Source organism: Eubacterium limosum, assembly GCF_000807675.2.
Classification (GTDB): Bacteria; Bacillota; Clostridia; order Eubacteriales; family Eubacteriaceae; genus Eubacterium; species Eubacterium limosum.
The window spans coordinates 2,382,944-2,392,114 of sequence record NZ_CP019962.1 but is presented as its reverse complement, the minus strand read 5'-3'; the positions used below and the strand labels follow the sequence as shown (position 1 = coordinate 2,392,114).

Genomic DNA, 9,171 nt, shown 5'->3' with positions numbered 1-9,171 from the left:
CTCCCACCGCCAGCCAATCACTCAAGACATCCGCCTGCCAGTCATCTAATGTGATACCCATCGCACTCGACAAGCGCATTGCTTTTTTGCAATCTGTGTCATCATACGGTTGGCTAATGTGTATCCTTGGTTTTCTGCTACCGCGCATCGGACTCAAATTCAGCAAATAAAGCCTCAAGCTTCGATTCGCCGCCCTCGTCAGTTTTTGTTTCGGTCATTTCGTGGATGGCTTGGATGGTGTCGCGATATTCTTTTGATAGCTTTGCGATGATTGTTGTTGGCGTGTCTTTAGAAAATAGGTTGTCATGCAGCATATCACGTAGCTCAATCAATCGCCTGAGCGTGTCACTGTCTCGGTCATTAAGATTTGCGCTTTCGATCAACGCCTCGGAGGTCATGACGGCTGCCGGCCTGTCGTCTTTTAGGCCCAATGCCTTCACGCGACTCTGGACGCTCGATTTTGATCGTCCCAACTCCGTTGCAATATCATTGAGAGAATACTTCGGATAATTCATACGTATGTATTCATCCTCTTTAATGGTAAACTTTCTTTTTCGTACGATACGATCACCTCCTAAAAGAAAAAAAGCCCTATGCCGCCGGGGTGAAGTCACCAGGTAGGGAGGGTGTACCGCCCCATGCCGTCACGCTCAGACGCTTTACCAGTTTCTCGATTTTGGTATGGGCCGGTTGATGCTCTGGGTTACCTGTGTCTTGTTTGACTTTCTTTGATTGCAAGATCGATGTGTCAATTGTACGTTGTCTTTATCGTACGGGCTTCCGCCCTTTGATACGGGGATGATCTCGTCTACTTCCGCAGACATTGGGTGCGGTGTTTTTAAACTCTTATCTACTGGCTTGCCACACAGGGCGCAATGATCTTGCGTGGCTAAAACCCAACGCCTTATGGCGTCGCGCCTTGCCCCATTAGTTCTTCTTGGGTTTGGATATGTTGACATAAGGTGCCTCTCATTCGTCGTTTCACAGTACTAAAAAGACCCCGGAGCCGGAGCTTACCGAGGTCGTGGTCCACTACAAATTGTTAATTCTGTTCTGTGCGATTTTATAATAATGCTCGTCAATTTCAAATCCGAGATAATTTCGATTGTTTCGAATGCAGGCTTCCGCCGTTGTACCGGACCCCATGAACGTATCCAAAATGACGTCTCCTTCCACAGAAGAATTTAAGAGCATTTTTTCAATCAAAGCAACGGGTTTTTGTGCGTTGTGAAGCTTTGTTGGCAGGGTGTAGTTAATTGGCTTTATTCGCCAAACATCGCGTTCATTGGCCGGAAAAGTACGCTTCCGTTTACCCTTAATCGCATAGATGATAAACTCATGAGAAAAACGATACTGCCCACCGCATTTAATCCATTCATAATCCCAGACGATTAAGTTCGGAATTTCAAAATACTTTTTTAAGATTGGATATAAAAATGGGTAGGTGCGCCAATCCGTGTTAATATACATTGCTGCACCATCTTTCAAGACGCGCTTAAACTCACTAAAGAGAATCTCAAAAAATGGTTCGATTAGGTTGTTGTCGTTCCAGGCCCCTTGCTTTCCGTTGCTGGTAGTACCAATACAATACGGAGGGTCTGTTATAATCAGGTCGATTGCTTCATTCTCGATTTTTTTAATCCCTTCAAGGCAGTTCTGGTTGTATATTTTATTAATTTCTAACATTCCTTTCCTCCACGAAAAAAGACACCGGTTCCCCGATGTCTCTTAATTACATTTTTACATACTATCATAATAACATACAAAACTGTCCTGCGAGTACCCCTCTTTAAAACTTTTTATTTGACATCAAATAGTAGAACTTTCTTCTTCTGTCATAATACATCTTCTTTCCACATGGAATATCCATAACGGTTTTTAAATAGTGATAACTGACATGCTCATTCGTAACCGCCTTTAAAATATACGGATAAATCTCAGAATCTGCTTCCATCGCCGTCTGTTCGATCAACTGGCACTTTCTCTCAAGCTCGGCTCTTTTCATCGCTAAATAGGCCGTAGAATCCGATTTTCCCGTACCAAAAGGCATTCCCGTTAGTTCCTGCGCGCCAACGGTGTGCGTATTATACTTCAATTCGTCCTTCCACTCATTGTACTGGAGGCAAAAGTTATAAATTTCTAAAAAGCGGTACTTGCTGATCTGATATTTGTTTTTGTTTAATGGTCTGACATTTGGCAATGCTTGCGTCCTCCTTTTCTTTCACGCACTCCCCACTCTTCTCCACCGGACACTCTCACCGCTTTTCACAGAACTTGCACTTGTCCGGAATAATATCTTTAAAATTCTCCGCCTCACAGATTCCCGTTCGATCGTAGGTGCAGAACTGGTAGAGAATGCAGGTTTGACAACTAGTCATTTTCTTTATACTGCTCATAAGTCAACTCAAAGATATCTGCCCGAACAGGATATACTTCCCCGTAGATGCCCTTTACAATGTAATCTCCTGGTTGGACAAATAGTGAGCCCTCCAAAGTTTTTATCTCGGTTGAAAATTGCAGAAAGTTTGCCCATTCAGGTGTTGGGTCTACACCAAACTGGAAAGCCTCCACTGGGATTTGCTTTTTAACATATTTCATTCTTCCGCTCCTTCCCACGGCTCCGGCAACTCCCGCCAGGCGAGAACTTCATTGTAGACATGAAAGTATGGAAAAGGCGAACCCCATTCTTTGTATCCCATCCCGCGTCCACCAAGAGCCACTTCACAATAGGACGTTATGTCAACATTTAGTTCTCCATCAATATTGCTTTTATACGTGATTAAAACTTCCCTGTCATCCTCCGGCAAATCCCCCTCAGCCACAACGTGCCATTTCTGTTCTTTTGCCTCCACAAGTGGACAGTCAACCTCTCGCCCATCTCCAAAGTTAACGAAGTGTCCAGTGAACGGACAAAACCCTGTAGTCATATCGCGATGTCTGTATAAACAGTCACACACTCCGCAGCTTCTGGGCATTTCCATATCAATCTGTACTGGCATTTTCTTCCTCCAAATTTTCTACAATTTCAACGGTAGGTCTTTGCTTAAAATATTCAAGGGGTGTGTCCGGTTCACCATCAAACCCACCCCACACTGTGCATATTTTGGATTCATCCATCCCTAAATTAACGTCTTTGTATAGCCGCCCGTCTGCATCAATAAATACAGGCCTTGAGTGCTGATCAATTCCAATTTGTTTTAGTTTTAAAACATTTTTATTTGTTTCAAGTTTCATTTTTCTTCCCTCCGCTCTCCCCAACTGCAAAAATCATCATAGGTCATTTGCTGGTCGCGCATAAGAATATTGGGGTTTCTGCAATTTTCTGGCTCCCAGTAAACACACTCCCCGCACCGCACAATCTCCGGCGTGCGGGTGTTCCACATGTCTACCAACTCTTCCTCGTCTTGCTCTTCGATTTTTGCACCACAATCTACACAATAAACAGCAGTATAAGGATATATCCTTGCTTTTCCTTTTGCATTATATGTTATATCTTCGCATTGCTCTGTTTTTGCTTCTCCCCCGCAGAAGGGACATCTCTTTAGCTTGGTCATTCTTCTACCTCCATGTAAAGCGTACTTAAATCTTCCGGCGTTTCTTCTATGTTGGATCGGGCTTCATCATACCATTCCAAATTATCAACACCGGCACATTCTAAAGCCCAGAGTTCAGCTCGGTTTTCAAGCAAATCCCGTAATTCTTCTTCCGCGATAATATATTCTTTACTCATTCTTCTACCTCCCAATGTGCATTGATCTGATCCCACACCCACTCTTCAAAATAGCAGTCAATGTCTTCCTTGCTCATGTCATCTGCCAATTCCACGGTTTCGCTCACTTTTGAATTTGCCATTCCGGTTGATACCATCATTTTTACTTTTTTCATTCTTCTACCTCCCGGTTCCAGCAGTCAGAACAATTAATGCTGTTGTAACAACCCTCCGGCTTTTTCTTTTCACCAAAAACAGCTACCACACAGGCCGCCGGAACGCCATCCTCTTTTTCCGCATCTGGGAACTTCTCCAAAAACACGCTCATGTACGTCCTTACCGGATGTTCTTTTGCCCAGTTTTCGACGATGGCAACGGCTTCTTCGGGATATCTATGTTCTAATTCGGTGCAAGTGAGCTCGTGTCTGTTATAACATAATCCCAATTTACAATCTTTACAGGAATATGTATTGCACCCATTAGACATACGTCCCCTCTCCTTTAAATATTTTTCTGCATCCATCACTCCCGCACCCCCTTCTTAATCTCCTCGAATTTCTCCAGCATTTCGGGCACTGCTGCCAAGGCCGCCTTTTTTGTTGGGAAGCAATTACCCATGTTAAGCAGGGCAAGGTCATACATGTAATCACTGAAATGGTATTTTTCTACATCACCTTTACCATTAATAGTCCAAAACAACTCACCCTCTTTCGGCCTCCACGGGCGTTTTTGGAGTCTGTAATTTCCTTTCAATAAGTTAAGTAGCGCGGTTTCATGAAGTGTCCAGTTTCCACTTTCGTCTACAAGCCCATCACGCGTAATTTTGTAGGGACCCCAATCCGATTTTTGTCCAGTCTCATAGATAAGATCAAATTCCTCATTAATCTCCACGCCCAGCATCCGGGCCACTTCTGGCATGTAGTTTTACTCATTGTTATACCTCCATTTTGATCTGCCCCTCCAGAGGGCTTTCTAATTCCTTTGCTTCCCACGCTTAACTAGTTCGACAACCTCTCTGCCCTTATAAGGCACATCTGGGTACATCCGCAGGCCATATACGTCGCTTTCAGTCTGTTCCTTCTCCACTGGAATCGCCGTACACCTCGCACTTCCGATAAGTGACGCTATATTGCTTGCGATAGAAATGCTCACATCCTTACAGAACCTGTTTTTGTGCCAAACAGGTAGTGCATAACTCAATCTTTCGCATGGCTCCCCTTCCCTTCACCACATCGTCAATCATGTAGCTCTTGCGCAGAATCAATTCATTCCCCCGAATCGTCGCAGCCGCACATCCACGCCGACGTGTGTGCCGTAAATCCTAATAATCTCTCCAGATTCCCACCGGATTTTATTCTTTCCGTCAAAGGCCACCCGAACCATTTCGCCAACGGCCAAATTTCGCCGTAGCGCCTTCATAGAGCGACGATCTCGATAGTTCCTAACCTGGTCATACTCCAGTTTTATTTTTCGCTTTCTAGGCCGATTTGGCGTTTTATTTTTTAAAATATGCTCCTCCCATTCTTCCCGCCTATATGGCCGCCCAATCCCGGAACAAACTTTAATGATTGTCTCTTCCAGACAGTGTCCGTCATTCATCAATGCGGATATTGGCTGTGTGGAGGTGCCGGACATTTGCGCGATCTGTTTTTGTGTCATTTTACGCTCGGTGGCCCATTGTTTTAGGTCAAACATCCTTCTCCTGTCCTGCCTCCCATTCTCTGTAAATTTCAAACCACTGCTCAAGCGGCATGGTTACCAGCCATTCACAGTTATTTTTTCGGTGGAACACGGCTGGCAGCTTTTTATCGGCGTCCCGTTTAGCCTGGTCGATGGCGTCGTAAAGGTTCAGCCGTTCCACACGCTTGCACTCCACGTGGACCCCCGGCAGCCCGACCACGTCCTCACCTTCCAGCCCGTTATACTGCTGGCCCCGGCGGCAATCATAGCCTTGCTCCCGGAATCGTCTTGCCAGCTCGCGTTCTCCCCGGGCGCCTTTCTGTCGGCTGTTAATCTTTGCTTTCATCCATCCGCTCCTTCAATCGTGCTATTTTAGCGTCAATATACGCCAGGGATTCCCCGAAATACAGGTCTAGCTGCATCAGCATAATATACACATCTGCTTTTTCTTCCAGTAGGTTCTGTCTGGCCTGGATTAAATCTGCGCCGTTAAAGTTTTGTCCGGCGATCTTCAACTTGCAGATCTCTTTTGTTAGCTCGGCCATCTCTTCCACAGCCTTTGTGAGCTGGTTGTCAATGCAGTAATGGTCAAGCGCTCTTTTTAAGACCGCTTCCTGTTCTTTGGTCATGGCCGCCTCCACAAATGCCGGGTATGCGCTTCGATCATGCCGGCGGGGCCCTCATAGACCAGCTTCAGCTCTTCGGGTTTGAAAAACTTCTTTTTCAGCCATTCCATGTCCTGTTCGGATGGCGTTTTATCGCCAAAACTCGCACTCACGTGCTCACGGCCACCGTCGATCGATGCAATCACATGCATAATTGCGCCGTTTCTTTTAAACTCAAAAATGCCGCTGTTCCGCGGGTTGCTAAGGGACAGCATTGCTTCTACAAACGGATTTTTAACCCGATATGGATTCAGTTCTCTTAAATCTTTCATTGGTTCCTCCCATACATTTCTTCAATGTCCATCAGTTCTGCCACAAGGGCGTGGATGTTATCCAAGGCAATGGTCAACGCCTCACCCGTAGAATCGCTTATAATAAGCAGGTGATCCTGCACAATAAACATTCGGGTGCTCTTGAACTGTGTTTCGACCGGGATGCCTTTTTCCCGGTCAATGCTGTATTTCATGGCCCAGGGTGCTAATCGGTAAGTCGGCAGGTCCCGGGCTTTTACGGTTGCTTTCATGCTCTACCCCGCAATCTGCTTCATGTCGAAGGCGCCGCTGATCTGCTCGAAGGTTTCTTTCACATCGGCTGGCAGGGCTGCCATTTCGCGCTGGGCTTTTTTCTTGGCCCGGAAGCTGCGCATAAAGTTGGACTGGATCACGGACTCCACAGCGTCGCATTCCATCTGTGCCCAGTTTCGGATCATACTCGGTGACCCTACGGCCTGCTGAACGACCTCTGGCAGTTTATCAAATTCTTCTTCGGCCCCATAAATGCCGTTTCGCAGGGCTTTGGACACCATGGACCAGGCGTCCATTTCGGTCAGCTCGGGCTCCTGGGTGATTTTCAGCACCATATCCATGATCTGTCCGGGTACGGGCGCAAAGCCTTTCTTGTCGTTGGCAATAAAGCCCATCACTGCGCCGTCGATGGTCTCGTAAGGGTAGTCTTTAAACATCCTTGTCCAAAGGTTCACAGCGGCTTTGGCGTCGGCGGGCTTCACATCCCGATAGGTATTTGGGTAGGCCGCTCTCAAGGTCGCTAAAACCTTGGCGGCTTCTGTATCATTCATTTTTCATTTCCTCCTCCATGGCTATTTTTAAAAAGGGGTTGTCGGTTAGATCGTCAAGGCTCCTGGCTGTTCCCGGAGGGTTTGGAGGTGCTGGTGATTTGTTCGTATAGTTCCCCTCCAGGACTTTGACGAAGTTGGTGGGTTTCATCACCCAGTCAAAGCTGGCGTTCCAGTTGTTGCCGGTTCGCCCGCACAGGAAGTCGCTCTGTTTCACCAAAGCGATGACCCGCAGGACGGTTTCCTCCCCGTGTTCCTTTACCCTTGCCCGAACGGCTTTTTTGCGGTTGTCATTCAGGGCCTGCACCTTTGGCAGTTCGGTGCAGACGCTGTTCCAGTAGTCGGCAATCTTTTTATACTGCACGGTCTCTCTGGGAACAGATTTGGGCGCGTCCTCCTCATGGGGGACTATAGGGGGTATACTCTTTTGTTTTAGTTTATGTTTATGTTTTAGTTTATTTATGTCTACGGTTTTGACTACGGGATTTACTACTGGATTCACTACGCTTTGTACTTCGGTATTCACTACGCTTTGTGCTTCGCTGGTGAAAGTGTTATTGTTTTTTACTTCTGAAAGCGAAATCAGTTTGTACCGGTTCGGGCTGCCTTTTTTGCCTTTCTGGTACTCGATTAATCCGGCCTCCACCAGCTTATTCCGGTAGTCAATGAAGGTGGCTTCTCTTTTTACCTGGATTAAACCCATTAACCGCTGGTTATCTACTGAAATCCACTCAGCCCACCCACATCTGTTGAACAGCGCAACCATTTTGCGCCACAGCAACTCGGACAGTGCGGGCAAGTAATTTGTTTCGAGCCATCGGTCGAATGCATTTAACTCTGCAATGTAATTCAAGGGGCCACCTCCTTTCTTGTGTTTTTGTCACGCATACTTTTAAAATGGCGGTTCGTCATCATCGGCCATCAACGAGAAGTCATCGCCTAAGTCTAAGCTGTTAAATCCGCCTGCGTCTGCCGGTGTTGGGCTGTCATTTTTACTGCCGATAAAATCAAACTCTTCCAGGATGACTTCTGTCACGTACTTTTTAGTACCGTCCTGGGCGTCATAGGATCGGGACTGTAATCGCCCGGTCAGAGCGATTTGTCGGCCTTTGCCAAGGTACTGGCAGATTGTCTCTGCCTGTTTACCCCATGCCACAATGTTAAAAAAATCGGTGGTTGGCTGTCCTTCTGCTTTATATCGCCGGTCAACAGCCAGCGAGAAGGTCGCCACGGACTTTCCGCTGCTGGTTGTTCTCAATTCTGGATCGCGGGCGAGTCGCCCGACCAGGATCACTTTGTTCATGCTTTTCCTCCTGTTTTTGGTGCTTTTTCAACGACGCTGACCAGTTTGTCGTATTCGGGCTTGGTCATGTCTTTTAAATGTTCTTTTCCGAAATAGTTCATACAAGTCTTATCGAGTTGTTTTTTGGTAACCCCGTATTCACCAGCGATGGCGAACAATCGCTTTAATTGTTTATCGCTAATGCCTTGCGGTGGTCCCTCTGGGATATCTGCGCATCCTTGTTGTGCTTCATCCGGACGCATGCGATAAACAACACCGCTGCCTTCCTTAGTAATTACCAGATCCGAAATCACGCCATCTTCTACGTCCATTTTTGACACGATAAACTTATCGTAACAAGCATAACGCTGTCCGTTCTGCTTTATGGAAGCCTTCTGGCTGCTGATCCAGATAAAAGGCGCGGTGTAAAGCTCGCGGCCTATTCCCCAGTTAAAGCAAGCGCGTTTAAAGCTGTCTGACGCCTGCCCTTTTTCTTTTTCCGTGTTGCTTTCGGTGCCGACGTCTTCTTTCCAGATCCACTGTTTTTTGTCGTCATCCCATATTCCGACGGAGCAGTATAAGCGGCCATCTTTAAACTCATGCTTTCTTTGCCAATTCATCGGCCCCACAGTCTTGTCCAATAGCCGCATATCGCATCTTGCGTCCTTATACAGCAACAGACTCAAGCCATTTTGTTTCACCATTGCGACTCGGCATTCAATGTCCTCGGCGCTCAGACAATCAAACTTAAGGTCCATTTCTT

At 46.6% G+C, this 9,171-nt stretch carries 21 protein-coding genes; all 21 read right to left on the bottom strand.

Annotated features, from left to right (window positions below):
• Nucleotides 1-137: 137 nt before the first annotated feature.
• Complete coding sequence (locus tag B2M23_RS11270) at nucleotides 138-515, bottom strand: hypothetical protein (protein WP_038354094.1); 378 nt, start codon at nucleotides 513-515, stop codon at nucleotides 138-140.
• A gap of 144 nt (nucleotides 516-659) precedes the next feature.
• Nucleotides 660-959: an HNH endonuclease gene (locus B2M23_RS21795; protein WP_038354095.1), complete on the bottom strand. Its 300-nt coding sequence runs from the start codon at nucleotides 957-959 to the stop codon at nucleotides 660-662.
• Nucleotides 960-1,032: 73 nt separating this feature from the next.
• On the bottom strand, nucleotides 1,033-1,686 hold the full coding sequence (locus B2M23_RS11260; protein ID WP_038354096.1) for a DNA-methyltransferase: 654 nt from the start codon (nucleotides 1,684-1,686) through the stop codon (nucleotides 1,033-1,035).
• A 103-nt stretch (nucleotides 1,687-1,789) separates the two neighbouring features.
• Nucleotides 1,790-2,200 (bottom strand): hypothetical protein, encoded by a 411-nt coding sequence (locus B2M23_RS11255; RefSeq protein WP_038354097.1) that lies wholly within the window; start codon nucleotides 2,198-2,200, stop codon nucleotides 1,790-1,792.
• 170 nt (nucleotides 2,201-2,370) lie between these two features.
• Nucleotides 2,371-2,598, bottom strand: coding sequence for a hypothetical protein (locus tag B2M23_RS11250; RefSeq protein ID WP_038354098.1), 228 nt, complete (start codon nucleotides 2,596-2,598; stop codon nucleotides 2,371-2,373).
• Nucleotides 2,595-2,999, bottom strand: coding sequence for a hypothetical protein (locus tag B2M23_RS11245; protein ID WP_038354099.1), 405 nt, complete (start codon nucleotides 2,997-2,999; stop codon nucleotides 2,595-2,597). The genes B2M23_RS11250 and B2M23_RS11245 overlap by 4 nt, the downstream gene beginning before the upstream one ends.
• Nucleotides 2,983-3,234, bottom strand: a complete 252-nt coding sequence (locus B2M23_RS11240; protein WP_013379592.1) for a hypothetical protein — start codon at nucleotides 3,232-3,234, stop codon at nucleotides 2,983-2,985. The genes B2M23_RS11245 and B2M23_RS11240 overlap by 17 nt, the downstream gene beginning before the upstream one ends.
• A complete protein-coding gene (locus B2M23_RS11235; RefSeq protein WP_038354100.1) occupies nucleotides 3,231-3,554 on the bottom strand; it encodes a Lar family restriction alleviation protein in 324 nt (107 codons plus the stop codon). Before B2M23_RS11235 ends, B2M23_RS11240 begins: the two co-directional genes overlap by 4 nt.
• Nucleotides 3,551-3,730 (bottom strand): hypothetical protein, encoded by a 180-nt coding sequence (locus B2M23_RS11230; protein WP_038354101.1) that lies wholly within the window; start codon nucleotides 3,728-3,730, stop codon nucleotides 3,551-3,553. Before B2M23_RS11230 ends, B2M23_RS11235 begins: the two co-directional genes overlap by 4 nt.
• Nucleotides 3,727-3,885 carry a DUF7167 family protein gene (locus tag B2M23_RS21210; RefSeq protein WP_167617709.1) on the bottom strand — a complete coding sequence of 53 codons (159 nt, stop codon included), beginning with the start codon at nucleotides 3,883-3,885 and terminating at the stop codon, nucleotides 3,727-3,729. The genes B2M23_RS11230 and B2M23_RS21210 overlap by 4 nt, the downstream gene beginning before the upstream one ends.
• A complete protein-coding gene (locus B2M23_RS11225) occupies nucleotides 3,882-4,235 on the bottom strand; it encodes a hypothetical protein (protein WP_146209100.1) in 354 nt (117 codons plus the stop codon). Before B2M23_RS11225 ends, B2M23_RS21210 begins: the two co-directional genes overlap by 4 nt.
• The gene (locus B2M23_RS11220; protein ID WP_081571193.1) at nucleotides 4,232-4,627 is read right to left on the bottom strand and encodes a hypothetical protein; all 396 of its coding nucleotides are present in this window, start codon (nucleotides 4,625-4,627) and stop codon (nucleotides 4,232-4,234) included. The genes B2M23_RS11225 and B2M23_RS11220 overlap by 4 nt, the downstream gene beginning before the upstream one ends.
• 342 nt (nucleotides 4,628-4,969) lie before the next feature.
• Complete coding sequence (locus B2M23_RS11215; protein ID WP_081571192.1) at nucleotides 4,970-5,404, bottom strand: hypothetical protein; 435 nt, start codon at nucleotides 5,402-5,404, stop codon at nucleotides 4,970-4,972.
• Nucleotides 5,397-5,735, bottom strand: a complete 339-nt coding sequence (locus B2M23_RS11210; protein ID WP_181396957.1) for a hypothetical protein — start codon at nucleotides 5,733-5,735, stop codon at nucleotides 5,397-5,399. Before B2M23_RS11210 ends, B2M23_RS11215 begins: the two co-directional genes overlap by 8 nt.
• Nucleotides 5,719-6,018 carry a nucleoside triphosphate pyrophosphohydrolase family protein gene (locus B2M23_RS11205; RefSeq protein ID WP_052237418.1) on the bottom strand — a complete coding sequence of 100 codons (300 nt, stop codon included), beginning with the start codon at nucleotides 6,016-6,018 and terminating at the stop codon, nucleotides 5,719-5,721. The genes B2M23_RS11210 and B2M23_RS11205 overlap by 17 nt, the downstream gene beginning before the upstream one ends.
• Complete coding sequence (locus B2M23_RS11200; protein WP_038353644.1) at nucleotides 6,015-6,326, bottom strand: hypothetical protein; 312 nt, start codon at nucleotides 6,324-6,326, stop codon at nucleotides 6,015-6,017. The genes B2M23_RS11205 and B2M23_RS11200 overlap by 4 nt, the downstream gene beginning before the upstream one ends.
• Nucleotides 6,323-6,577: a hypothetical protein gene (locus B2M23_RS11195; protein ID WP_038353643.1), complete on the bottom strand. Its 255-nt coding sequence runs from the start codon at nucleotides 6,575-6,577 to the stop codon at nucleotides 6,323-6,325. The genes B2M23_RS11200 and B2M23_RS11195 overlap by 4 nt, the downstream gene beginning before the upstream one ends.
• Before the next feature lie 3 nt (nucleotides 6,578-6,580).
• Nucleotides 6,581-7,129 (bottom strand): replicative helicase loader/inhibitor, encoded by a 549-nt coding sequence (locus B2M23_RS11190; RefSeq protein ID WP_052237417.1) that lies wholly within the window; start codon nucleotides 7,127-7,129, stop codon nucleotides 6,581-6,583.
• Nucleotides 7,122-7,979: a hypothetical protein gene (locus tag B2M23_RS11185; protein WP_052237416.1), complete on the bottom strand. Its 858-nt coding sequence runs from the start codon at nucleotides 7,977-7,979 to the stop codon at nucleotides 7,122-7,124. Before B2M23_RS11185 ends, B2M23_RS11190 begins: the two co-directional genes overlap by 8 nt.
• A 39-nt stretch (nucleotides 7,980-8,018) precedes the next feature.
• Nucleotides 8,019-8,429, bottom strand: coding sequence for a single-stranded DNA-binding protein (locus tag B2M23_RS11180; RefSeq protein ID WP_038353642.1), 411 nt, complete (start codon nucleotides 8,427-8,429; stop codon nucleotides 8,019-8,021).
• Entirely contained in the window at nucleotides 8,426-9,166 is a 741-nt protein-coding gene (locus tag B2M23_RS21445; protein ID WP_038353641.1) for a hypothetical protein, read from the bottom strand. Before B2M23_RS21445 ends, B2M23_RS11180 begins: the two co-directional genes overlap by 4 nt.
• Nucleotides 9,167-9,171: the final 5 nt, after the last annotated feature.

Excerpts from the sequence above, each read along its gene's own strand:
- B2M23_RS11205 (WP_052237418.1), bottom strand. The coding sequence starts at position 6,018 with ATGACCAAAGAACAGGAAGCGGTCTTAAAAAGAGCGCTTGACCATTAC.
- B2M23_RS11235 (WP_038354100.1), bottom strand. The coding sequence starts at position 3,554 with ATGACCAAGCTAAAGAGATGTCCCTTCTGCGGGGGAGAAGCAAAAACA.
- B2M23_RS11245 (WP_038354099.1), bottom strand. The coding sequence starts at position 2,999 with ATGCCAGTACAGATTGATATGGAAATGCCCAGAAGCTGCGGAGTGTGT.
- B2M23_RS11180 (WP_038353642.1), bottom strand. The coding sequence starts at position 8,429 with ATGAACAAAGTGATCCTGGTCGGGCGACTCGCCCGCGATCCAGAATTG.
- B2M23_RS11230 (WP_038354101.1), bottom strand. The coding sequence starts at position 3,730 with ATGAGTAAAGAATATATTATCGCGGAAGAAGAATTACGGGATTTGCTT.
- B2M23_RS11240 (WP_013379592.1), bottom strand. The coding sequence starts at position 3,234 with ATGAAACTTGAAACAAATAAAAATGTTTTAAAACTAAAACAAATTGGA.
- B2M23_RS11200 (WP_038353644.1), bottom strand. The coding sequence starts at position 6,326 with ATGAAAGATTTAAGAGAACTGAATCCATATCGGGTTAAAAATCCGTTT.
- B2M23_RS11190 (WP_052237417.1), bottom strand. The coding sequence starts at position 7,129 with ATGAATGATACAGAAGCCGCCAAGGTTTTAGCGACCTTGAGAGCGGCC.
- B2M23_RS11250 (WP_038354098.1), bottom strand. The coding sequence starts at position 2,598 with ATGAAATATGTTAAAAAGCAAATCCCAGTGGAGGCTTTCCAGTTTGGT.
- B2M23_RS11270 (WP_038354094.1), bottom strand. The coding sequence starts at position 515 with ATGAATTATCCGAAGTATTCTCTCAATGATATTGCAACGGAGTTGGGA.
- B2M23_RS11195 (WP_038353643.1), bottom strand. The coding sequence starts at position 6,577 with ATGAAAGCAACCGTAAAAGCCCGGGACCTGCCGACTTACCGATTAGCA.
- B2M23_RS11215 (WP_081571192.1), bottom strand. The coding sequence starts at position 5,404 with ATGTTTGACCTAAAACAATGGGCCACCGAGCGTAAAATGACACAAAAA.
- B2M23_RS21445 (WP_038353641.1), bottom strand. The coding sequence starts at position 9,166 with ATGGACCTTAAGTTTGATTGTCTGAGCGCCGAGGACATTGAATGCCGA.
- B2M23_RS11220 (WP_081571193.1), bottom strand. The coding sequence starts at position 4,627 with ATGCCAGAAGTGGCCCGGATGCTGGGCGTGGAGATTAATGAGGAATTT.
- B2M23_RS21795 (WP_038354095.1), bottom strand. The coding sequence starts at position 959 with ATGTCAACATATCCAAACCCAAGAAGAACTAATGGGGCAAGGCGCGAC.
- B2M23_RS11260 (WP_038354096.1), bottom strand. The coding sequence starts at position 1,686 with ATGTTAGAAATTAATAAAATATACAACCAGAACTGCCTTGAAGGGATT.
- B2M23_RS21210 (WP_167617709.1), bottom strand. The coding sequence starts at position 3,885 with ATGAAAAAAGTAAAAATGATGGTATCAACCGGAATGGCAAATTCAAAA.
- B2M23_RS11210 (WP_181396957.1), bottom strand. The coding sequence starts at position 5,735 with ATGAAAGCAAAGATTAACAGCCGACAGAAAGGCGCCCGGGGAGAACGC.